Annotated in this window: 18 protein-coding genes and 2 pseudogenes; 7 read left to right on the top strand and 13 right to left on the bottom strand. The window is 68.4% G+C overall.

Going from position 1 to position 21,793, the window contains the following annotated elements; all coding sequences use genetic code 11:
- The first annotated feature begins 115 nt into the window (after positions 1-115).
- Both ADK60_RS23170 and ADK60_RS23165 read left to right on the top strand, forming a co-directional pair.
- Entirely contained in the window at positions 116-637 is a 522-nt protein-coding gene (locus tag ADK60_RS23170; RefSeq protein WP_053648632.1) for a SigE family RNA polymerase sigma factor, read from the top strand.
- Complete coding sequence (locus ADK60_RS23165; RefSeq protein WP_053648630.1) at positions 634-1,569, top strand: hypothetical protein; 936 nt, start codon at positions 634-636, stop codon at positions 1,567-1,569. Before ADK60_RS23170 ends, ADK60_RS23165 begins: the two co-directional genes overlap by 4 nt.
- Positions 1,570-1,657: 88 nt before the next feature.
- Here the strand turns inward: ADK60_RS23165 and ADK60_RS23160 are convergent, their stop codons facing one another.
- The 3 genes from ADK60_RS23160 to ADK60_RS23150 form a co-directional block, all read right to left on the bottom strand.
- Positions 1,658-2,344 carry a 2-phosphosulfolactate phosphatase gene (locus ADK60_RS23160; RefSeq protein WP_053648628.1) on the bottom strand — a complete coding sequence of 229 codons (687 nt, stop codon included), beginning with the start codon at positions 2,342-2,344 and terminating at the stop codon, positions 1,658-1,660.
- Between the two features lie 48 nt (positions 2,345-2,392).
- The gene (locus ADK60_RS23155) at positions 2,393-2,938 is read right to left on the bottom strand and encodes a Uma2 family endonuclease (RefSeq protein ID WP_045940987.1); all 546 of its coding nucleotides are present in this window, start codon (positions 2,936-2,938) and stop codon (positions 2,393-2,395) included.
- A 215-nt stretch (positions 2,939-3,153) separates the two neighbouring features.
- Complete coding sequence (locus tag ADK60_RS23150; RefSeq protein ID WP_045940986.1) at positions 3,154-3,378, bottom strand: hypothetical protein; 225 nt, start codon at positions 3,376-3,378, stop codon at positions 3,154-3,156.
- Positions 3,379-3,755: 377 nt separating this feature from the next.
- Here ADK60_RS23150 and ADK60_RS42295 point away from each other — a divergent pair.
- Positions 3,756-3,976: pseudogene (locus ADK60_RS42295) on the top strand (cold-shock protein).
- A 430-nt stretch (positions 3,977-4,406) separates the two neighbouring features.
- Here the strand turns inward: ADK60_RS42295 and ADK60_RS23145 are convergent.
- Positions 4,407-5,174, bottom strand: coding sequence for a hypothetical protein (locus tag ADK60_RS23145; RefSeq protein WP_053648627.1), 768 nt, complete (start codon positions 5,172-5,174; stop codon positions 4,407-4,409).
- Between the two features lie 56 nt (positions 5,175-5,230).
- On the bottom strand, positions 5,231-6,457 hold the full coding sequence (locus ADK60_RS23140; protein ID WP_079008636.1) for a DNA sulfur modification protein DndB: 1,227 nt from the start codon (positions 6,455-6,457) through the stop codon (positions 5,231-5,233).
- 247 nt (positions 6,458-6,704) lie between these two features.
- On the opposite strand from ADK60_RS23140, the gene ADK60_RS23135 reads away from it, so the two are divergent.
- Genes ADK60_RS23135 through ADK60_RS23125 form a run of 4 tightly spaced genes read left to right on the top strand, consistent with a single transcriptional unit; the run spans position 6,705 to position 15,034 of the window.
- Positions 6,705-8,876: an N-6 DNA methylase gene (locus tag ADK60_RS23135; protein WP_053648624.1), complete on the top strand. Its 2,172-nt coding sequence runs from the start codon at positions 6,705-6,707 to the stop codon at positions 8,874-8,876.
- Positions 8,877-8,908: 32 nt separating this feature from the next.
- Complete coding sequence (locus ADK60_RS23130; RefSeq protein ID WP_053648622.1) at positions 8,909-10,543, top strand: class I SAM-dependent DNA methyltransferase; 1,635 nt, start codon at positions 8,909-8,911, stop codon at positions 10,541-10,543.
- A complete protein-coding gene (locus ADK60_RS42290; protein ID WP_079008635.1) occupies positions 10,485-11,816 on the top strand; it encodes a restriction endonuclease subunit S in 1,332 nt (443 codons plus the stop codon). The genes ADK60_RS23130 and ADK60_RS42290 overlap by 59 nt, the downstream gene beginning before the upstream one ends.
- Positions 11,813-15,034, top strand: a complete 3,222-nt coding sequence (locus tag ADK60_RS23125) for a type I restriction endonuclease subunit R (RefSeq protein WP_053648621.1) — start codon at positions 11,813-11,815, stop codon at positions 15,032-15,034. Before ADK60_RS42290 ends, ADK60_RS23125 begins: the two co-directional genes overlap by 4 nt.
- A gap of 38 nt (positions 15,035-15,072) precedes the next feature.
- Here ADK60_RS23125 and ADK60_RS48500 read toward each other — a convergent pair whose 3' ends face one another.
- From ADK60_RS48500 to ADK60_RS23090, 8 genes and pseudogenes are all read right to left on the bottom strand, one after another.
- Entirely contained in the window at positions 15,073-15,564 is a 492-nt protein-coding gene (locus ADK60_RS48500) for an NUDIX domain-containing protein (RefSeq protein WP_053648691.1), read from the bottom strand.
- Positions 15,565-15,801: 237 nt separating this feature from the next.
- A pseudogene (locus ADK60_RS48495) lies at positions 15,802-16,392 on the bottom strand (recombination directionality factor); the annotation flags it as partial.
- 134 nt (positions 16,393-16,526) lie between these two features.
- Complete coding sequence (locus ADK60_RS23115) at positions 16,527-16,796, bottom strand: hypothetical protein (protein ID WP_053648619.1); 270 nt, start codon at positions 16,794-16,796, stop codon at positions 16,527-16,529.
- Entirely contained in the window at positions 16,780-17,835 is a 1,056-nt protein-coding gene (locus tag ADK60_RS23110; protein ID WP_063783235.1) for a hypothetical protein, read from the bottom strand. The genes ADK60_RS23115 and ADK60_RS23110 overlap by 17 nt, the downstream gene beginning before the upstream one ends.
- Positions 17,829-18,851 (bottom strand): glycosyltransferase, encoded by a 1,023-nt coding sequence (locus ADK60_RS23105; RefSeq protein ID WP_053648617.1) that lies wholly within the window; start codon positions 18,849-18,851, stop codon positions 17,829-17,831. Before ADK60_RS23105 ends, ADK60_RS23110 begins: the two co-directional genes overlap by 7 nt.
- Positions 18,852-20,144, bottom strand: coding sequence for a serine--tRNA ligase (gene serS / locus ADK60_RS23100; RefSeq protein WP_053648615.1), 1,293 nt, complete (start codon positions 20,142-20,144; stop codon positions 18,852-18,854). It lies immediately after the preceding gene.
- Positions 20,137-20,847 (bottom strand): histidine phosphatase family protein, encoded by a 711-nt coding sequence (locus ADK60_RS23095; protein WP_053648613.1) that lies wholly within the window; start codon positions 20,845-20,847, stop codon positions 20,137-20,139. Before ADK60_RS23095 ends, serS begins: the two co-directional genes overlap by 8 nt.
- Positions 20,844-21,728, bottom strand: coding sequence for an aminoglycoside phosphotransferase family protein (locus ADK60_RS23090; RefSeq protein ID WP_053648611.1), 885 nt, complete (start codon positions 21,726-21,728; stop codon positions 20,844-20,846). Before ADK60_RS23090 ends, ADK60_RS23095 begins: the two co-directional genes overlap by 4 nt.
- Between the last annotated feature and the right edge of the window lie 65 nt (positions 21,729-21,793).

Here is a 21,793-nt window from a genome sequence, read left to right as displayed (position 1 = left end):
CCAGTCTCCTGACCTCCTCGTCTGCCCGTTCGGACTGCCCTCGCGGACCACTCCGCGGACCGCCCCGGCAACGGTTCGCGGCCGGCGCGGGCTCTGGGTGGACGAGGAGGTACTCATGGGAGCCAAGAAGGCCGAGCGGGACGCCGATTTCAACGCGTTCGTGACCGGTGCCTGGCCACGTCTGATGCGAACGGCGTTCCTGCTGACCGGGGACCGCTACCTCGCCGAGGACGTGGTGCAGACCGCACTGGAGCGGACCTACGCCGCCTGGGGGAGGGTCACCAAGGCCGACGAGCCGTACGCCTACGTGCGCCGGATCGTCATCAACGAGCATGCCCGCCGCTTCCGGCGCCGCGTCCCGGAGCAGCTGGTCAACGCCGTGCCGGAACGCACCGGCCCGGACGGCTTCGCCCGCCTGGACGAGCGGGCCGCCCTGCTGGAGGCCCTCGGCACCCTGCCGCCGGGCCAGCGGCAGGCGGTGGTCCTGCGCTACTGGGAGGACCTGAGCGAGTCCCAGGCCGCCGCCGCCATGGGCTGTTCGGTGGGCACGGTCAAGAGCCAGGCGTCGAAGGGCATCGCCAAGCTGCGCGAGCTCTCCTCACTCATCACCATGACGAGCATCGGAGGTGCGGCATGAACCGCGACGAGGCGCAGGCGACCGAGGTGGCGGGCGGCGAGGAGGTGGCCCGGGCACTGGCCGGGCTGGTGGAGACGATGGAGACCGGCCCGGCGCCGTACCAGGCGGTGCTGGCCGGCGGCCGGCGGCGGGTGGTGCGGCGGCGGACGTCCATGGGCGGGGCGCTTGCGCTGGCCCTGGTCGCCGCCCTCGGCGGAGTGGCGGCGGTGAACGGCGGGGCCGGCGGACCGGGCGGCGGCACGACGGCCGTGACGTCGGGCGCGGACGTGTCGACCGTGCTGGCCCCGGCCGCCGGAGGGCCCGCCGCGACCCCGGGCGCCCCCCGCGACCCGCTCGTCCCGACCCGGATCCAGGTGCTCGCCGGCACCAAGGACGGCAAGCCCTGGAGCGTCTGGGCGGCCCTGTGGCCGGCCCCCGGCAAGGAGGGGATCCGCGAGCAGGCCCGGCTGATCTGGCAGGAGGACGCCGACGCCGGCTCCCCCTGGCCCGCGCCCACCGAGGAGTACATCACCCGGTACGGGACGCCGGACGCGGACCACGTGGTCTTCTACTACATCCAGGACGGCAAGCGGCTCGCGCGCTCCGACGAGACCTTCGTCGCGCCGCCCGGGAGCCCGGTGGGCTTCTACTACGCGGACCGCTCGGTCTCAGGCAACTTCGACCACTTCTGGTTCGGCGCCCAGGCCAAGAGCGGCGCCGCGGACCCGCTGTACACCGTCCCCAAGGTGGACATCGGCCTGGTGCCCCCGGGCGTCGCCCGGGCCGTGATCGAGTGGGCCGACGGCGTCACCGCCGAGCCCGCCATCCTGTCCCTCGGCGACTCCGAGGCCCGCTGGATCGGCGCCGCCAAGCGCGGCGTCCCGGCCGAACTCCGGCTCTACGCGGCCGACGGCTCGCTGATCGACACCAAGAAGAAGTGGGCGGAGAACTGACCGCCCACTGACCCCGGTCCGACCCGGCGGGCCGCCCCGAGGAGTTCACTCCTCGGGGCCCGCCGCGCCGTCGCTCGGAGGGTGCGGTTCAGGGCGTCGAGGGCATGGCGACCGGCCGCAGCACCGTCAGCGAGTCCTCCTGGGCCGCCACCATGGCGAAGGAGAACCGGTCGAGTTCGAGGCAGAGCGCGACGTCGTCGGGATGGGCCCCCTCACGCACCCCCTGCGCCAACTCGCCGGCGGCCCGCGACCCGGCGGCCCGGCGGAGGTACGGGTCCGCGGCCGTCCCCTCCCCGGCGGCCCTCCCGGCGATGTACTGGGCGCACGCCAGGTCCTCCTCGGCCCGCCCGTCCTCGCCGGTGACCACATAGGTGACGCTCCCGCACCCCCGGTCCCGCAGCAGCCGCGCCGTCGCCCCCGCCACCACGAAGCCGGCACACAGCACCAGCGGGGCGTCCTTCACCGCGAGCGCGCCGACCGTCCCGGCGGTGGTCTTCTGCACCACCGTCCGCCCGCCGAGGTCCACACCCCGCAGCAGTCCCGGCGAGTTGACGGCGTCGAACCCGGGCGCCGCCGCCCCGTCCTTGAGCGCCACCCACCCCGGCTGCCGGGCCTTCAGCGCCAGCGCCTCGTCCAGCGACCCGGCGAGAACGATCTTCTCGGCCCCCCGCTCGAAGGCCCAGGCCGCCACGGTGAACGCACGCATGACATCGACCACGACCGCGACGGCCGGAACCTCGGCCACCTCGTCGATCCCGAGAAAACTGGAGTCCATGCCCGCCATGATCGCGGGTCCCGCCTCCCCCGCCCACCCCTTTTCGGGTCAGTACGGCAGCAGGTCACCCGTGGCCAGGTCGAAGCCGAACGGCTCGGGGATGTGCAGGGTCTCGCCGAACTCGATGTCCTCGCGGCGGTGGTACTTCGTGCCGTCGGGCCGGCTGAACAGGGTGACCGTCTTCTGCCGGGCGTCGACCAGCAGGTAGAGCGGGATGCCCATCAACGGGTAGTCGCGGACCTTCCCCACCCAGTCGTTCTCCGGGTTCGAGGGGGAGACCAGCTCGACGGCGACGGCGGCGAGCTCGGCCGGGACCTGGTTGGCCGAGGTCTCCAGGGCCTCCCCGGGCAGGTAGGTCAGATCCGGGTTGCGGCTCTTGCCGACGGCGGGCGAGACCAGATCGGTGTTCTCGCTCGGCAGCAGTTCGGCCGGGGCGTGCCGGTCGAACTGGCGGCGGACCAGCAACAGGTTCCGCTGGTGGATGCCCGAGGGGCTGACCATCATCACGATGGTGTCGCCCGAGATCTCGACCTTGAAGCCGTCGGGCAGGCTCCGGCGGGCTTCGTCGAGGAGGGCGAAGTGCTCCGGGTTCATGCGCGCGGTCTCCTGGGTCTGCCGGGCAACACGTCTCAGCGTAGTCCGCCACCGGGCCCGGACATGCGGAAGGCCCGGAGAGCGGGCTCTCCGGGGCGGGGCGGCGTCGACACCGGCGTCAACCGGCGCCGCACGTCCTCATGCTTCTGATGGGCGGAGTCGAGCGCTGTCCGCCCTCGCGCCGGTCGGCGTGCGAGTCGACCGGGCGCCAGGGGTCACAGCCGGAAGAGCTTGGCGAAGGGTGCAGTGATCCGCTCCGTTCGTGAGCCGAAGTCGACCAGGACGGCGAGCTCGCCCTCGACACCGATGGCGCGGCCGAGGCCGTACTCGTCGTGCGTCACCCGGTCTCCGACAGCGAATTGCTTGGGCGGCGGCGGGGCCGGAGCCCGACGGAAGGGGCTGGTGGGGAGGTGGCGCCGGGGCGCGGCTGAATTCGTCATCCTGGCCAGTATGCGCCTGATTTCGGCGGAGCGGGCGGCTTGATCCGCCGGATATTTTGGATCTTGGCCGACGGGAGGGCACGAGGGCGCCCGCCCCCGGTGCGCGGGGGCCCCGCCGACGGGGGCGACCGCCCGGCGCCGCCGCAGGTCGGAGCCACGCCGGCGAACTGGCCAGGGAGAACTCCCCCGTTGGGGTGCGGACCCTGCTACAGTCGTGATAGTTGCAGTTGTGGTTCCCATGAACTTTGTGTGCGCCTGCTGGTTCTGACCGCAGGCGTATTTTGTTACCCGGCCATTTCCCCGGGTGGGTCATCATCGCGGCGACGCGAAACTCACGACCTGTGAGTTTCGGACGTCCCATTCGAAGGATATTTTTAATGGCTAACGGCACTGTGAAGTGGTTCAACGCGGAAAAGGGCTTCGGCTTCATCGAGCAGGAGGGTGGCGGTCCGGACGTGTTCGCCCACTACTCGAACACGCCCACTACTCGAACATCAACGCCAACGGCTTCCGTGAGCTGCTCGAGGGCCAGAAGGTCGAGTTCGACGTCACGCAGGGCCAGAAGGGCCCGCAGGCGGAGAACATTCGCCCGCTCTAGTACTTCCCGCTGACCGGCTCTGCCGCTCGGCCCCGGCCCGTACCGCGCATGCGCGGTGCGGGCCTTTCGGTTTTCCACGGGCATCGGCCTGCGGCCTCAGGGCCCGTCGGCGGTGGTGCGAGGGGCCGGCCGTCCGTTGTGTCCGTCGGTTGTGCCCGCCGGTGTCGAACGAATCGAACGACACGAAAAGGCCCCCGCAGCGAATTCGCTGCGGGGGCCTTCTGTTGGTGGCCAGGGCCGGGGTCGAACCGGCGACCTTCCGCTTTTCAGGCCAAGCCAGGGCGTCGGAATGCCCCAGTTCGGGTACTTCTGCCGTCCACAGAAGGCTGCCGTCGGGCGCCATCGTTCGGGCCGGTTGGCGTCAGCACTGGCGTCAACCGGGGGCCAGCCCGAGGTCTGGTGGCCGATAGGAGGGAGGCTCGGGGCGCCTCTACGAGTCCTTCTGCGAAAACAGCCAGGTCTCGAAGCCGGACAGGAACTCACCCATCGCCCCGAGCGATGACGGGTCTGCCTCGTACTGGATCGACAGATTGACCTCGTACAGCTTGTACGCGGGCCGTGCGTCGCGCGCTGCTGCAGCGGCGGCTGCCAGTGCACGGACCGCGTCGTCGCGCCGGCCGGTCTCGACTGACTCGATGAGCTCGGGCCAGAGGTTGTCTCCGATGTGGTCGAAGAGCTCCATCAGGTGCAGGCCGGCCTTGTGAGCACGGTTACGGATAGCCTCCTGCTTTGCGCTCCAGTGGTCCTCGGCCCATCGGTCGTCCTGCTCGTCCGGCTCCGACCAGTCGGCCATCTCCTTCTGGAACTGGCGATCGAGGTCCTCCTGGGTCAGCCGCGGGTGCTCGAAGGTAGGCGTTTCCCCAGCCCTGAACAGCTCGATCGGCACCGTGAGGTCGGGGGTGGGCTCGCCCTCCAGGAGCGCGGTCAGCAGCAAGACCGCGTCGATCTTGGGAAGGATCTCCGCACCATCCACGAGGCCCCCAAGGGTTCCGACCGCCTGCTCGACAGCCGAGTAGTCGTGCTCGGCGATCTGGTTGTCAAGGTCGAAATGGAGGTCGAGGATTGCGCTGCCGATGCTGCGAAGTTCGTCCAGATGGTCGGCGATCTCGGTCTCGACACGCTCGACGGTCCGCCGAAGCTCGCGACCCTCGGCGGCCTGCTCCTCAAGCGCCGCTACCGCGTCGGTGATCTCACTCACGCTGTCCCCCCTTGTCCCGGTACGGTCCGACTCAACTGTCCGGAGTGGTAACTCTATTACCATCCACGGACCTTGAGGCCGTACTCGGTGTCCGGGTGCAGCAGGGCGTCGGCGACCCGGCCGCCGGCGTCCTTGGCACCGCCTCCGAAGTTCAGGACGCCGGAGGCATTCGCGCTGGCGGCGATGCCGTCCCAGAAACGGGCGTCGCGTTCCCAGCGCACGGAATCCAGCAGGCTGGTCAGCTGGTCCTCGGTGAGCCGCTGACCGGAGGAGGCCCAGCTGGTGGCCTGGTGAGCGGCGACGCCGAGGCCGGCCAGGACGGCCGGGGCGGAAATGGCGCTGCGGGCGGCGAAGTGCGGGTAGAGGCGGGCGATGAGCCGCGAGAGCAGCGGGACGAGCTGCTGCTCGATGTGATCAGTGGTGACGCCCTCGGGCAGGGTGTCCTCGTGCACGGTTGCGGACGACAGCCCGAGCCCGCGCCGCCCGTGCAGGGTGGTGATCACCAGCGCCCGGAGGGCGGAGAGGGTCACCACCTCGGGGTCGGTCTTCGTCAGCTGCCGCTTGCGGGCCTGCACGAGCTTGGCGAAAGGCACGATCTTCTCGTTGTGCTCGATCTTGACGGTGCCCGCGATGCGGTGGGCGAGCTGGGTGCCGATGTCGCGCTGGTCCATGGACATGGCCAGGTTCTTGGCGACGGGGACGCCCTCGACGTTGCGGTCGTAGAAGATCTGCCGGGCGTCCTCGACGCTCAGGCCGAAGTACATCTCGAACGGCACCCGGACAGCGCTCAGCTTCTGGTAGGTGGTTCCGAAGCGCTCCGGGTTGTCGTACAGCTCGTGCCATGCGGTGACCTGGGTCTCGCCGTCGATGGCAACGACGGGGGATCCCGGGAGGACGGTGACGGTACGGATGCCACTGCCGGGCACGAGCTCCTCGCTCACGGTTCCGGGGTGTCCGTCCAGCCACAGGGTGATGGGCGGGGTCGACCACGCGCAGCCGTGGTCACCGTTGACCCCGGAAGCGATGTAGGAGGCGTACGAGACGACGTTCCGGCCCTTCTGGGACGCCTTCAGCATCCGCTGGACCAGTGCGCGCACCTCGGCGTGCCGGCGAAGGGTACCGGAGGCGTACTTCAGGGCCCGCGTGTCCTCCTCGGCCTTCGGGGAGGGCACGAGCTGCAGGAGGGTCGGCAGTGCCATCGTTCCGATCACCGCGTCCGGGCGGAAGGGGGTCACGGTCAGCTGGGTGCCCTCAACGGTGGCGGTCGGCATGGTCAGGCTCATGGGGCGGCTTCCTCTCGGTGCGACAGGCGGTGGGGGCACGGCGGCGGTCCGCGGTGCTGGTCCGAACGACGAGTGGTGCGATCCGAGAGTGACGGTGCCAGCCCGCCTCAAGCCACCATTTGATTGATAACCGGGGTTATCAGTTAACCAACGACGACCATCGGCGGTGGCGTCCTAGAGTTGCCGCATCAGCGAACGGCTCTACTCGAGGCCGCTTCGTGACCAGCTGAGAGAGGAGATCAGCGCCATGTCCGCCGAGTCGTTAACGCCTGGCACCGCGAGGGTGAATGGCGGTGTGCTGCTGGTCTCCATGGCCGAGATCGCGGAACTGGCACAGGTCAAGCGGCCCGTGGTCTCCACCTGGCGCCGGAGATACGCCGACTTCCCCGATCCTGCTGCCCCAAACGCCGGCCACCCCCTGTTCGATGGTCAGCAGGTGGTCGAGTGGCTCATCGCCACCGGACTGGGCAACACCAGGCCGGGTCAGCTGCGAGCGGAGGCCGTCCTCCACGGCATCGCCGCCCAGGCCGACCGAACCGACCCCCTGCGCACCATCGAGACCCTCGGCGCTCTGCTGTGTCTGCGCCACCTGGACGAGCGGCCGGTCGCCGACGAAGCGACGGTGAGCACGCCCGAGGAAGCCCGCACTGCCCTCCTACGCCGGGCCGAGCGTATGGACCCGGAGGATGAGTTCGTTCTTCGCGAGCTGCGGACGGCCGACGCCGACGTAGTCCCGCTCGCCCACCTCGCCGAAGCCATCGTGGAGGCCGCCTACGGAGAGCGAGGAGCGCACGAGTGGCTGCTTGCCTCACGCTCCCGTCTCCGCCTGCCCGCGCTGACCGCCGATGCCTTGACCGCCGAACTCCAGAGTCTCCTCGTCGATCTCACCGACCTGCGAGGCCGCCTCGACCGACAAGGCTCGGTCACGCTTGCCGATCCGCATGCCCGCGCGGGTGACCTACTCGTTGCCCAAATCCGCGAGGCCGATACGCCCGACGCCATCACGGCCATGGCGGCCGACCCGGACGAGCGGCTGGCCCGTATCGCCCGGCGCCGCCTGCTGCTGGCCGGCATCGACGAGTTCTCTCTCGACGTCCAGGTCGGTCAGGCTCTCGCGGAGAGCTTCGCGGACCCTGACCTGATCGTCACCCAGCTTCCCTTCCAGCCCGGCGAAGACCGTTCGGTGCTCGCCGCTCTGGAGGGCATCGAGCGCGTCGCCGACCTGCTCGGTCCCGGTTGTACTGCCCTTGTTCTCGGCCCGGCTGACGCACTCGTCGACGCTCTGCCCGGCACAGCGGAGTCGCAGCTGCGCTCTGCCCTGCTGCGAAGCAAGGTCGTGGAGGCTGTGGTCGCCCTGCCCGGCGGCGTGCTGCCCTACCGGCCTGGCTACCGAGCGGCGCTGTGGGTGCTCACCCGCGGCCAGGTCTCGACGGCGGAGGGCAACGTGTTGCTCGCTGATATCAGTGCCGAGCCCCTCACCGAGGCGGTACGCATGCGGCTGGCCGAGGACATCCTTCTGTGGCGTGCCGAAGGCTTCCGTGCCCTCGACGGCCACGACCCTCGCTACGGTCGCGCGGTGCGCGTCGCCGAGCTGGACCATGCCTTCGGTGGCCCACTCACCCCGCCGGGTCCGCCTGCCTCTCAGATCCTGGCCCTTGCCGTCAGGGAGCGTCCCGCCCTCATCGCCGAGGCCGAGGGCCGCCTGGAGCGCGCTGCCAAGACAGGCCGATCGTACGACGACGAGTACGGCCCCTACCGGGGCGGCGTCGTTCGCCGCACCGGACCGCGTCCCCGCCGCACTACCCTCGGCGCGTTGATCGCCGAGGACCGGGTCACCAAGATCAAGGGCCACCGCCTTGACCAGCGGCACCTGAGCGGAGGCGGCCAAGGCGGCCACCACACCGTGCTCGGCCCCGAGGAGGTCATCGGACGAAGTGCTGTCGGGGCCCGGCGCATCGACCGGCTGGTTCTGGCGACGGCGTACGAGCACGTCGCGCTCACCGAACCAGGTGATCTCGTCTACACACTGTCGCCCGAACTCGGCCTGCTCATCGACCATGACGGGTTCAGCGTTGCCGCCTTCCCGGCGCGGGTGCTGCGCGTCAATCCGGACGCTGAACGCCAGCTGAAACCGCGCGTGCTGGCAGCCCTACTTGGAGTAGCCCGAGGTGCCGGCCGTAGCCCCAGCGCCGTACGCCCTGCCCACCGCATCGAGGACTACGAGCTCCCCGATCTCGACCGCGACGACGTGGATCGCTTCGATGCGTTACTAGCTGAGATCGAGCGCCGAGAGCGGATGCTGCGGACACAGGCTGATGCGCTCGCCGAGGCGCGGCGACTGACTGTCGCGGGCCTGGCCGACGGCACCCTCACCTTTGGTGATACGCGGCCCTTACCCCCGCGCTCCCTGCCAGACTGACCAATCGAACCACAGACCAGGAAGAAGGAACGATGCCCCCGCGCAAGCGAGCCACCACAGCCCAGGGCGAACTGCCTGGTGTCTCCAGCACCAAGGAGATCCAGGACATCCTGTGGAAGGCCGCGGATAAGCTCCGCGGCTCCATGGACGCCGCCCAGTACAAGGAGTTCGTCCTGGGCCTGGTGTTCCTGAAGTACGTCTCGGATGCTTTCGCTGAGCGGCGAGCGGAACTTGCTGCCGACCCGGAGCTGGCGGAGATCCCCGAGCACCGGCGGGCTGCATTCCTGGAGGAGAAGGACGAATACACCGAGAAGAACGTCTTCTGGGTGCCGCCCACTGCCCGCTGGGACCACATCGCTGAGAACGCGACCAGCGCGGAGGGCGGCGTCGGTAAGCTCCTCGACGACGCCATGGACGAGGTCATGAAGGCCAACAAGGCCCTCACCGGCGTCCTCCCGAAGATCTTCAACCGCGACAACGTCGACCGGAAGCGCCTGAAGGAGCTCGTTGACCTCATCAGCGATGCCCGCTTCACCGGGCACGGCGATCGCCCGGCACAGGACGTGCTCGGCGAGGTCTACGAGTATTTTTTGGAGAAGTTCGCCAGGGCTGAGGGCAAGCGCGCCGGCGAGTTCTACACCCCCGCGAGCGTGGTGCGGCTGCTCGTCGAGGTGCTGGAGCCGTACGAGGGGCGGGTCTACGACCCGGCCTGCGGCTCGGGCGGCATGTTCGTCCAGGCGGAGAAGTTCGTGCTGCGGCACCGAGGACGCGACCACAGCCACGACATCGCCGTGTACGGCCAGGAGGCCAATGAGCGCACGTGGCGCCTGGCCAAGATGAACCTCGCTATCCATGGCATCGACCCCAAGGGCGTCGGTGACCGTTGGGCCGACACGTTCGCCGACGACAAACTGCCCGACCTCAAGGCCGACTTCATCATGGCCAACCCTCCGTTTAACATGTCCGACTGGGCACGTAGGACGGATGACCCGCGTTGGACGTACGGCGTCCCCCCGCAGTCCAACGCCAACTACGCCTGGCTTCAGCACATCGCGTCGAAGCTTGGGGACCGCGGCAGCGCCGGCGTTGTCCTGTCGAACGGCTCCATGTCGTCCAAGCAGTCCGGCGAGGGCGAGATTCGCGCCGCGCTCGTCGAGGCTGACCTGGTCGCCTGCATGATTGCCCTTCCAGGCAACCTGTTCCGTACGACGGCCATCCCGGCATGCCTGTGGTTCCTGACCAAGGACAAGACCCCGCAGGGCGCAAAGGCCCTGGCCGACCGACGCGGCGAGGTGCTGTTCATTGATGCCCGGGCGATGGGCACCATGATCGACCGGACCGAACGGATCCTCACCGCTGAGGACCTGGAGAAGATCTCCGACACCTACCACGCATGGCGAGGCACCGAGTCGGCGAACAAGAAGGGCCTTGCGTACGAGGACGCCCCTGGCTTCTGCTGCAGCGCCACGCTGCAGGAGATCGCCAAGCATGACCACGTGCTCACGCCGGGGCGGTATGTCGGAGCGGCGGAAGCAGAGGAGGACCCGGACGCCGAACCGGTCGAGGCGCGCATTGCACGCCTGACGAAGGAGCTCTTCGCGCACCTCGATGAGTCGGCGCGGCTCGACGCGGTGGTGCGCGAGCAGCTGGGGAGGATCGATGGCTAGGAATCAGACCACCACTGGCGGTCGGGAGGCTACTACCGGAGTCATTCCCGGCCGCTGGGCGCTAAGCGTTGGGAATCCTGGGACTCCCACGGAACCAGGCTTTTGCTGGACCAGCCTCTCCGAACTTGCCCGGCTCGAAAGTGGACATACCCCTAGCCGCAGCAAGCCAGAATATTGGAATGGTGACATTCCTTGGGTGGGCATTAAAGACGCAACCGGGAACCACGGTCGAGTTATCTGTTCAACTCTCCAGAGCATTACGGGTGAGGGGGTCGCCAACTCTTCCGCTCGAGTGCTTCCGGCAGGAACAGTATGTTTGTCCCGCACTGCTTCGGTCGGATATGTCGTCACTATGGGCGTCCCCATGGCAACGAGTCAAGACTTCGTGAATTGGGTGTGCGGTCCGGGGCTTTCTTCAAGGTATCTGCACTATATTCTGATGTCTGAGCAGGAATCAGTGCGGCGTTTCGCGCATGGCACTACTCACCAAACTGTCTATTACCCCGAAGCGAAAGCTTTTCATGTCTGCATTCCCGAACGAAAGGAGCAGGACTCTATCGTCGCCGTGCTCGGGGCGCTGGACGACAAGATCGCCGTTAATGAGCACATCGCCGCCACCGTAGATTCCCTTGTCGGCTCAATGTACGAGAAGACTCTGTCTGCAGGCGGAGGCTCGGAGGAGGTTCTTCTCGGCGAGATCGCAACCATCAATGCGAACTCAACTAAGCAGCTGCATGAAGGGGTCCTCCGATACGTCGATATTTCCAGTGTAGGGGTCGGATCCTATGAATGGCCGGACCTAATTAGTTGGGATGAGGCGCCTGGGCGGGCGCGTCGAAAGGCGTCTGTGGGTGACACGATTTGGTCGACTGTGCGCCCTAGTCGTCGCTCTCACGCTCTCGTGCTCGATGGCGATCCTGAGCTTGTCTTCTCTACGGGGCTTGCGGTATTGGGTCCTAAATCGGTCGGGCCAGCCCTGCTGTACGAAGTGACAAGAACTGCCGAATTCCAGTCCTATCTGGAGAGCGTCGCCGAGGGGAGCGCCTACCCGGCAGTGCGGGCAGATCGTTTCGCAAGTGCTCCAGTCTTGCTGCCACCGAAGGACGTGCGCGAGGAATTCGAAAGGTCGGCAATGAATCTTCGCCATCGAGCGCACCAGGCGGCGGTAGAGTCCCGAACTCTCGCCGTCTTGCGCGACACCCTGCTCCCTCAGCTCATGTCTGGCATGTTGCGCGTCCACGACGCGGAGCAGATTGTGGAGGACGCCGTATGACCACCGATAGCGCCAAGCACGACGAGAAGATGACGGAATCCACCTGGGAAATCCTGGCTATGGACGAGCTCGCCGAGCTCGCCTGGCAGTCCTTGTCAGGCAAGGACATTGCCCCCGGTTCCGTGCACCGCAAGGACTGGGACGACCTGATCCTGCACGATGAGCTCAAGGCGGCGATCGAGCGCCTGAACCCGGACCTTCCGCACACCGCTGTCCGCGAGGCGCTCCGCATCGCGACCGATCCCGCGTCCCGTGAGGCGTACCCGGAGAACAAGCAGGCGCACACCCACCTCACCTCCGGTATCCGCCTCACGTACACCGACGCCTTCGGGGCCGAGCAGGCGCCCACCGTACGCGTGGTCGACTTCAACTCCCCGGATGCGAACACGTACCACGCCGTCAACCAGGTCACCCTCATGGACGGCGACCACCACCGCCGCTTCGACGTTGTCCTCTTCGTCAACGGCCTCCCGCTCGCAGTGATCGAGCTGAAGAGCGCCGCGGCCGAGCACGCGACGCTCAAGGACGCACACGCGCAGCTGCAGACGTATGTCGCAGAGTTCCCGATCGCGTTCCGCTACAACGTCTTCTGTCTCGTCTCGGACGGGATTACCGCCAAGTACGGCACGGTCTTCACCCCGTACGAGCACTTCGCACCATGGAACGTGGACGAGGAAGGCGACCGCGTCGACACCAATGCACCCGACTACGACGGCATCGAGGCGCTGAGCCTCGCGCTCCACGGGCTGTTTGCCCAGACCCGTTTCCTCTCCCTCACCGCCAACTTCGTCAACTTCACGTCCACCGGAAAGCGGATCGCCAAGCCGCACCAGTACTTCGCGGTCACCAAGGCCGTGGACGCCGTCGTCAAGGCGTCCCGCAGCCACGGGCAGGCCGGGGTGGTCTGGCACACCCAGGGCGCCGGCAAGTCCGAGGAGATGGTGGAGACCTCCGCTCTGGTCTCCCGTCACCCCGCCCTGAACAACCCGACCATCGTCGTGATCACCGACCGCAACGACCTCGACGACCAGCTCTACGACACGTTCCAGGACAGCCAGATGCTCCTGGGGCAGGCCCCCCTCCAGGTCACCACCCGAGAAGAGCTGCGCACCGAACTGCTCAACCGCCGCACCGGTGGAATCGTCTTCACCACCCTGCAGAAATTCGGCCTGACCCAGGAGGAGAAGGCCACCGGCGCAGCCCACCCGCTGCTGTCCGAGCGCCGCAACATCCTGGTCATCGTCGACGAGGCGCACCGCTCGCACTACGACAGCCTCGACGGATACGCTCGCCACCTGCGCGACGCGCTCCCGTACGCCACGCTGATCGCCTTCACCGGCACCCCGATCTCGAAGGCCGAGGCCGACACCCGGGCCGTCTTCGGCGAGTACATCGACATCTACGACCTCAAGCGGGCCGTGGACGACGACGCGACCGTCCGCGTCTACCACGAACCGCGGGTCATCGACGTGTCGCTCCCGCCGGGCATCGACCCGGACGCCATCGACGAGCAGGCCAACGCCCTTACCGAGGGTATGGACGATGCCGAGCGCCGCCGCGCCGTGCAGTACGCGGCAACCATGAACACTGTCTATGGCGCACCCGACCGCATAGCTACCCTCGCCGACGACTTGGTCTCCCACTGGGATCAGCGCTGCGAGCTGATGAAGCCACAGATCGGCGGGCCGGGCAAGGCGATGATCGTGTGCGCCACCCGGGAGATCTGCGTTCGGCTGTACGACGCGCTGGCGGAACTCCGCCCGCAGTGGGCGAGCGACGATGTCGACAAGGGCGTCATGAAGATCGTCTTCCACGGCGACCGAACCGACCCCGAGCACCTGCGCAAGCACGCCCTGCGCAAGTCCCAGCAGAAGGTCGTCCAGGCTCGTGCGAAGAACCCCGACGACGAACTCGAACTGCTCATCGTCCATTCGATGCTGCTCACCGGCTACGACGCGCCGCCCATCCACACCATCTACATGGACCGGCCCATGCGCGGAGCCAACCTGATGCAGGCCCTGGCTCGCGTCAACCGCCGCTTCCGCGGCAAGCAGGACGGCCTTCTCGTCGGGTATGCACCGCTCACCGACAACCTCACCAAGGCGCTGACCGAGTACTCGCCCAGCGACCAGCAGGACAAGACCCTCGGCGCCGACATCGAGCGCGCCATCACCGAGGTGAAGAACGAACTCGCCACCATCAAGGGCCTGCTGGCGGGAACCCACTGGAAGGAGCTGCTCGCCGACACTGCCCACCCCAAGCCGCGCACGCGCGCTCTGCGGCTAGTCTCCAACTACTTGCGCGACCCGCTTACTTCCGGCAACAAGGTCGACCCTGGCGTCAAGCCGCTCTCCACCCGCTTCAAGGAGAGCGCCGCCCGACTGGAGCGCTTCTACCGGCTGTGCTCGATGAGCCGCGATATCACCGAGCGCTGCGCGGACCTCGAGGACTGGCGCCGCGACATCGCGTTCTTCACCGAGGTGCGGGCCTGGATGGTCAAGCTCGACGCCGCCGACCGCGAGGCTACCGGCCAGCCGCTGACCGCGGAGGTCCGGCTGTACCTCGAACAGCTCGCCGCCTCCGTCGTCGACGCCGACGACATCACCGACCTGTACGCCGAGGCCGGCATCGGCAGGCTCGACATCACCCGCCTGAACGAGGCACAGCTGCGGAAGCTGGAGAACTCCGAGACCCCGCACCTGGTTGCCGAGGCCCTGCGCCGCATGATCCAGCAGAAGATGCGCGAGGTGACCAAGCACAACATCGTTCGCCATGAGAGCTTCTCCGAGCGCCTGAACGACCTGATGAAGCGCTACATGCTCCAGCAGCTCACCAGTGCCCAGGTGATCGCCGAACTCGCTGCCATGGCCCAGGAGGTGTCCGCCGAGGCCCGCCGCGGTGAGCGCTTCGACCCGCCCCTCAATCACGCTGAGCTCGCCTTTTACGACGCCGTCGCCCATCGCGACATGGCCGAGCTCATGGCAGGCGGCGACGAGACGCTGGCGGAGATCGCCCGTGCCCTGGTCGCCGACATCCGCAAGAACCTGTCCGTCGACTGGCTCTCCCGCGAACCGGTCCGTGCCAAGCTCCGCAGTCGTATCCGCCGGGTCCTCGCGAAGTTCGACTACCCGCCGGAGGAGGAGCGCGAGGCTGTCGACCTCGTCCTCAAGCAGATGGAGACCTTCGCCCAGGAATGGGCTCCCAAGGCCAAGGAGTGAAGCACTACCCCTTGTAGCAAACGGTTATGGCGCGGCCCCTATGGACGGGCCGCGCCATGCTCCAGGTAGACGGTTGCGGACTGCGCCCTGGCGTCGCAGGCGGCGTGGACGCGGCGGGCGAGGCGCGGGATGAGGAGTTCGTCGAGCTGGTCGGTGGCGTGGAAGGCGTACTCGCCGATCTCCACCTGGTCGACGGAGATGCGGTCGAGTTCGTCGGTGGGGAGGACGCCGCCGTCGAAGATGAAGAGGAGCTTGTCACCCTCGGTGGGGTGGGGTGCCCAGTCGGCGACGAGCAATCGGCCGATCGGCGGGGTGATGCCGAGCTCCTCCTTGACCTCTCGGGCCGCGCCCTCGGTCGGGGTCTCGCCGGGGTGGAGGTAGCCGCCCGGGATCTCCCAGCCCGGCTTGTACGTGGGCTTCACCAGGAGCACTCGGTCAGCCTCGTCGAAGAACAGCACGCCGGCGGCGGTGCGTGGCTGCGCAACGGCCTCGGGTGCGTCAAGGGTGCACGTGGGTTCGGCGCCACTCACGGATTCGGGTTCCCTCGCGTTGGGGCGCAGGCTTCGACGCGCTTCCGCAGGCTCCGGGCGGCCAGGCCGCGGGAGCGATCTGGATGACCGGGCGGCCGGGCCCACCGACTCGGGTGGCGAAGGCGACGACAGTCTGGTGGGTCTCACTACGGCGCGAGGAGGAGGCGTCGCCGGATCACCCAGTACGCGGACCACCGGTTTCCGGTAGCGAACGGCTACACCGGACGCGGTGGTGAGTTCCACCAGCTCAAGTGCGAGGTCGCACATCGTGGGGCCGTCGGTCTCGGTCAGGGCACGCTGAAAGTCGGCAACCGTCTTGGCCAGCTCCCAGGAGCTGCTCACGAAGCGGAAGAGCCCGAGGGCCGGCTTCTCGGCGAGCTTGAAGTCGATGCCGATGCTGGGCACGGGGCCGCGACCGGACTTCGCCGCCAGCCTCCGTTCCTCGATGCTTTCTGGACACCCGCACGGCTTGCCGGTATCCGCCTCCGGTGCCAGCAGCCGGGCGCCGTCGCAGTCGTGGAGTACCTTGCCCTTGTAGCCGAAGAGCAGCATGCGGGCCTGGACCGCGGATGGTCCTTCAACGATGATCCGCACTGTGTCGTAGTCGGTCAGCACCTCCAAGGAATCCTCGGCTGTCGTCTCCCACTCCACGGGCTCGCCGCCAAGCAGGCTCGCGACACCTGCGGCAACGTCCGGGGAAGCCATCGTCACGCGCCATGCGTCCAATGCCTGCGGTCGGTTGTCCACCAGCCGCCCCGCCCGAAAGCGGCCGACGTATTCCGACTGACTCTTTGAGCCGCGGTCGGAATCCTGTTCTCTGCCTGCCACAGTCAGCAGCTCCTTCTCGGGTAAGCGGCGACCCGTCAGGTTGGGCGCCGAACCTCCCAGCCCGTGATGAGCCTATGCCGGGTAAGGGCAGCCCTGGCGCGGTGCGCTGGCGGGCCTCGGCCGCGTGCCCCTCCTCACATGCAGGCTGCTGCCCGTCTCGTGGCGTCGGCCCACGCACCGGCGAGTTGGGCGCGGAGGTGGGCCTGGCGGGCGTGGTGGTGCTGCCGCTCCAGCCGCCAGGCGCAGAGGTGACACGCCGCGAGTGTGACGGTCTCGCCTTCGACGGTGAGTGTGCCCAACTCGGCGACTAGGGTGACTTCCTCGCACTTGAAGCAGAATCCGGTCGTCCAGGCGAAGCGGAGTCGGAACTCGGCGGGCGGGTTCCGGTTACGTCGGGGCTTCACGTTCTGTCGCTCCAGCTCGACCGATGTACGGGGACGTGGCGGAGGTGACGTCGCGGCGGTGGATCTCGCGCTCGATGACGAAGGCGACCTCGGGCCACGGCAGGGCCATCGGTGAGGTGAGGCTCCAGAATCCGTGGCTTGCCCGGACCAGGGCGCTGACTCCGAGCGGTGCGGCGTCGGCGGGGACGGCAGAAAGGATTCGGCGGAGTACACCGCCGGCCCCTCGGGCCGCAGGGGTGATGCCGTTACCGACCAGCAGCGTCGCGGTTCGAACGGCGTCGAGCACGTCGGTAGCCACACCGGACGTCGCGAAGCGGCCGAAGGCCAGCTCCCACCATGGGCGGCGGGTGCGGGCCCAGACCAGGCGCTCAAGGCCGGAGCCCAGGTCCACCGCCATGCAGCTGGGATCCGCAGCGTTCCAGAGCAGGACGATGTCACCGATGGGAAGGTCCAGGTGCCGGAAGTGCACCGTGAGGCCGCAGACTTCGCGGCGTTGCCAGACGGCGTTGCGGCCATGGATGGTGAGGTGTCTGGCGTGGAGGCCGATGCCGGACAGCAGTGTGAGCCAGTGGTCGAAGATCCCGGTGAACTCGGCTGTCCGAGTGACGGGTTCGATGCGCGAGACGTTGACGAACGAGGTGAGGAACCCCTCCCTCAGGGCGCCGACGTGGTCCCGCTCGCCGGTCAGTCGGACGACCGGCTGGGGCAAGTAGCCCCGGCGGAAGACGTATGGCTTGCCGTCCTTGAGGAGGGGGTCGACTGCCTGGACAGCGGAGATCGTCAACTCGGTGTCCCGGCCCCACCGCATGGGCAGCGGTCTCGCGCGGGCGACGCCTGCCGCACGGAAGCCGCTCTCCAACTGATTCAGCAGACCGGCCCACTGGAGCAGTCGACTGGCCGGCCGGTACGGCGTCCCCCAGTCGCGGTGGCGGATCTCGAAGCGGCCGTTGGCGTCGTGCTCGATCTCCCACTGCGTGCCGAGCCCGAGGCGGTCGCTCAGGAGATCGAGCGGCCTCGACGGTGGGTCCGCGGTCAGCACGGCCTGGTCGCCAGAGCTCGGAAGTGTCGCTCGGGGTCGAACCGGCTCAGCCCGATGTCCTGCACGGTCGGCGCGTCCAGTTCCAGGCACCGCTCGATCGCAGTGGCAAGCGCCAGGGCCGCGTCCTCGTCGTCGTGCTCAGGATCGACCCTGGCGATGGCTCCGGTGCTCTCGCACAGAGCCGCCTCCGCGCAGGTGCCGTTTCGCCAGCAGAGCGCGGCGACGGGCGTGCCGGCACGCAGGGACTCCCCGAACACGGCGGCGCCGGCCTCCACGTAGCTTCGCGAGCAGGTGTAGACGTAGACCGAGGCGTCGGAGAAGGCGGCCGTTTTGGCCGCCCCTCCGACTTCGCCGACCCAGCTGACGTGATCAGCCGCGAAGAGTGCCTGGTGACGTCGCACGTAGTCGTTGTCGAAGACCGGTCCGACGATGCGTATCCGCCGGCCGAGCAGTTGGGCCGCGCGTACCGCGAGGTGCGGCGCCTTCTCCTCGTCGATCCGGCCGAGCCAGACGAGGTCGCGGCCGGGCCGGGCGGGAGGTTCGGCTTCACCGAGCCCGAGGTGGACCGCGTGCTCCAGCACCGGCGTGTGGGCGGCGTACAGCCCTGCCATCTCGGGCGAGTAGCAGTACAGCCGGGAGCGCTTCGCGTCGAAGGCGTCGGCGGCGTGCCGGAAGACCGGCGAGTGCTGGAAGGTCGCGACGTCGCAGTCGAGATCGGCCCAGACCCGACGCCACCCGGGGAGCGATGGGTACTCGTGTCCGACCACGAGCAGGTCGTAGCCGGTGGAACGCAGGTCACGAGTTTGCCGGGTACCCGGCTGGAGGTCTTCGAGGCGGATCGGACGGGTGGTCCAGTCCGCTCCGAGGTCGGTCCTCCAGCCGGGGCCGAGGAGGTGTACGTCGGCGCCTGCGGCTCGGGCGCCTTCCGCCACTGCCCAGAGCCAGCGTTCGATCCCGCCGTAGCCGACGGGCGGGAAGGTGTAGCTGCTGGGGAAGTCGCAGATGCCGACTAACACTTATGCCTCCGTTGTTCCGTCCGCCGAGATCCGGCGGAATCCGAGGTAGGGCACCAGGGCCTCAGGCAGGACGATGGAGCCGTCCTGCTGCTGGCACTGTTCGAGAAGGGCGGCCAGGGTGCGGCCGATGGGCAGTCCGGAGCCGTTGAGGGTGGCGACGGGCTTGGTCTTGCCGTGCTCGTCACGGGTGCGGATGCCCGCGCGGCGGGCCTGGAAGGAGCCGCAGTCCGAGACGGAGGAGATTTCGCGGTAGGTCTGCTGGCTGGGCAGCCAGACCTCGATGTCGTAGGTGATCTGGGCGGAGAAGCCGAGGTCGCCGGCGGCGAGCTGGACGACCCGGTAGGCCAGTCCCAGCTCCTTGAGGCAGGCTTCGGCGTGGCTGAGCATCTTCTCCAGCTGAGCCTGGGAGTCCTCGGGGTCGCAGATGCGGACCATCTCGACCTTGGAGAACTGGTGCTGGCGCAGGATGCCGCGGGTGTCCCGGCCGTAGGAGCCGGCCTCCGAGCGGAAGCACGGAGTGTGCGCGGTGAGGGCCAGGGGGAGTTCGGCGGGCGGGATGATCTCGTCGGCGTAGAGGTTGGTGAGCGGGACCTCGGCGGTCGGGATCAGGAAGAGCTCGCGGTCCCCCATGCCGGTGGCGAAGAGGTCCTCCTCGAACTTCGGGAGCTGGCCGGTGCCGGTCATGGTCTGCCGGGTGACGAGGTACGGGACGGCGTGCTCGACGTAGCCGTGCCGCTTGGTGTGCAGGTCCAGGAAGAGCGTCGCCAGGGCACGCTCGATGGCGGCGCCGGCACCGCGCGAGACGCTGAACCGGGAACCGGAGAGCTTGCTGGCACGGGCGAAGTCGAGGATGCCGAGGGCCTCGCCGAGGTCCACATGGTCCTTCGGTTCGAAGGAGAAGGACGGCGGCGCGCCGACGCGACGGATCTCGACGGCGTGCTCGTCCGAGTCGCCCTCGGGGGTGCTGTCGAGCGGCAGGTTGGGAATGGTCAGCAGGAAGTCGCGCAACTCCTGCTGCACTTGCTCCTGCTCCGTCTCGGCCGACCGGATCTCTTCCTTGAGCTCGCGGGCTCGGTCCTTCAACGTCTCGGTGTCGCCGCCCTGGCGAGCCGCCTGCTGGACCCCCTGGGCTACCCGCTTCGACTCGGCCCGCAGCTCGTCCACACGAGTGATGAGCTGGGATCGGCTGGACTGAAGAGACTCCAACGCAGAGAGATCCAGGGTGTAGCCGCGGCGGGCGAGGCGGCGGACCGCCTCGGAGCCCATCTCGATGAGGGCGCGGGGATCATGCATGGGAGTTCGTCTCCTCCAGCTGGACAGGTGGTCCATCGAAGGTAGCAAGCGTGCGCTGGTCTTCTGGCCGCGATGACCATCCGCCCGCAGTGGCGGTCTCCTGTTCCTCCGCATTCAGGATTTCGAGCAGGGCCGTGATCAGGTCTTCGAGTTCGCCGTCCTCGATCCTGACCAGGTACAGGCAGGGCACCTCGTCGAAGAAGATCGGCATGGCCCGCCCGGGGGCGTCGCGCGAGGTCGGTCTGTGCCACCGCAGCACGGAGGCCAGCAGGCCATGCGCGACGACAGCCCGAGGCGACGGCAACTGGAGTGCGCTCCGGAGGCCGGCAAGCATTCTGCAGACGGCTTCGCGTTGGGACTCGGCGGCCCCGGGCGGGTTCTCCCATGGTCCGGCGGAGACGAGCCAGCGCGCGTACTCAGTGAAGAGGCCGCCTTCGAACTGCCCGTAGTCGACTTCGTTCAGGGCGGGCTCGACCCTGACGGGCTGATCGGCATCGCCCATCAGCAGGCGTGCCGTCTCACCCGTCCGGGCGAACGCCGAGGTGAGCCAGATCTTCGGTTGAACGGCAGTGATCACGCCGCTACCGGTCCGGCAGGCGACGCGTCCTGCCGGATCCAGCGGAAGATCGACAGTCGGGTCGCCGTTGACCCGGCGAGCCGCGCTGTACTGGGTACTGGAATGGCGGAGGAGGTAGGTGGTCACGTCTGGCCGTCCTTCTCCGGCACCGCAGTGAGATCGAGGTCGCCGGCCAGCCCCGCGATCACCCGCTCCATCACGGAGACGCGGTGGTCCCCCATCTCGCGGTAGTAGAGGAGCCCGTCCACGCAAAGTGCGAGGCTCCAGTGGCGTAGCCGCCGAGGATCGAGGCCGGCGGTGGTGACGGCGATCTCGAAGCGGTCCCGTGTGTCCGTGCCCAGGTTGTAGTAGACGGTCCAGAACGCCCAGTCGAAGACCTCGTCGCCGACCATCGGCAGGGGGTCCGCCAGGACCGGGTTCCGGCGGTCGTCGAAGAGGACGTTCTCGCGGTAGACGTCCGCGTGGAGGACCGACGCCCGTGCCGCGTCCGGGTGCAGTCCGGTGACCAAGTGCTCGCCGAGCCTCGCCCAGTCGACCTCCAAGTGGGGGCGTTGTTCCGCCAGACGTCGGTGCACTCGTGGGACCAACTCGCATTCGAGGAAGTCGTGGAGGCTGGGAAGTGCTGCGGCGGCAGTGTTCGCGCCCCGGCCGAGGCGATGCAGTTGCCGCAGAGCGGTGGCCACCGCCTCGTACTCGTGCGTCTTCGGCCCGGCGGATCCGCCGGGTACGGCGGCCACCATCTCCAGGGCTGCGACGCCGAGGTCGTCAGCGTGCTCGAGCACCCTGACGGCCGGCCCGGTCGCCCAGATCCCCAGTGCGATCACCTCGTTGCGGTAGCGGCTGTGGTCGGGCCATGCCTTCAACAGGACCTCGCGCCCGGTGGTTCGCTCACGCGCCACCATCAACAGGGAGGCGTGGCCGGCGTCGTGGTAGCTGTCGGGGGTCAACTGCCAGCGGCGTGCGGCTTCGTTGAAGACCTCAGGGGCGCGGGCCAGCCACCCGTGCACCCCCGGACCGTAGTGCTCCCGGAGCCGCCGCCAAGCGCTGCGCGGGGGCAGGAGCGTGGGCGATT

This window comes from Streptomyces sp. XY431, from assembly GCF_001279805.1.
Classification (GTDB): domain Bacteria; phylum Actinomycetota; class Actinomycetes; order Streptomycetales; family Streptomycetaceae; genus Kitasatospora; species Kitasatospora purpeofusca.
Note: the sequence above shows the minus strand (reverse complement) of the source record. Positions and strands in the feature narration are given on the sequence as shown.

Coding starts and splice junctions, on each gene's coding strand:
- ADK60_RS23140 (WP_079008636.1), bottom strand. CDS start 6,457: ATGAGCCTGACCATGCCGACCGCCACCGTTGAGGGCACCCAGCTGACC.
- ADK60_RS23135 (WP_053648624.1), top strand. CDS start 6,705: ATGTCCGCCGAGTCGTTAACGCCTGGCACCGCGAGGGTGAATGGCGGT.
- ADK60_RS23170 (WP_053648632.1), top strand. CDS start 116: ATGGGAGCCAAGAAGGCCGAGCGGGACGCCGATTTCAACGCGTTCGTG.
- ADK60_RS23150 (WP_045940986.1), bottom strand. CDS start 3,378: ATGACGAATTCAGCCGCGCCCCGGCGCCACCTCCCCACCAGCCCCTTC.
- serS (WP_053648615.1), bottom strand. CDS start 20,144: ATGCATGATCCCCGCGCCCTCATCGAGATGGGCTCCGAGGCGGTCCGC.
- ADK60_RS23155 (WP_045940987.1), bottom strand. CDS start 2,938: ATGAACCCGGAGCACTTCGCCCTCCTCGACGAAGCCCGCCGGAGCCTG.
- ADK60_RS42290 (WP_079008635.1), top strand. CDS start 10,485: ATGAGTCGGCGCGGCTCGACGCGGTGGTGCGCGAGCAGCTGGGGAGGA.
- ADK60_RS23130 (WP_053648622.1), top strand. CDS start 8,909: ATGCCCCCGCGCAAGCGAGCCACCACAGCCCAGGGCGAACTGCCTGGT.
- ADK60_RS23165 (WP_053648630.1), top strand. CDS start 634: ATGAACCGCGACGAGGCGCAGGCGACCGAGGTGGCGGGCGGCGAGGAG.
- ADK60_RS23125 (WP_053648621.1), top strand. CDS start 11,813: ATGACCACCGATAGCGCCAAGCACGACGAGAAGATGACGGAATCCACC.
- ADK60_RS23160 (WP_053648628.1), bottom strand. CDS start 2,344: ATGGACTCCAGTTTTCTCGGGATCGACGAGGTGGCCGAGGTTCCGGCC.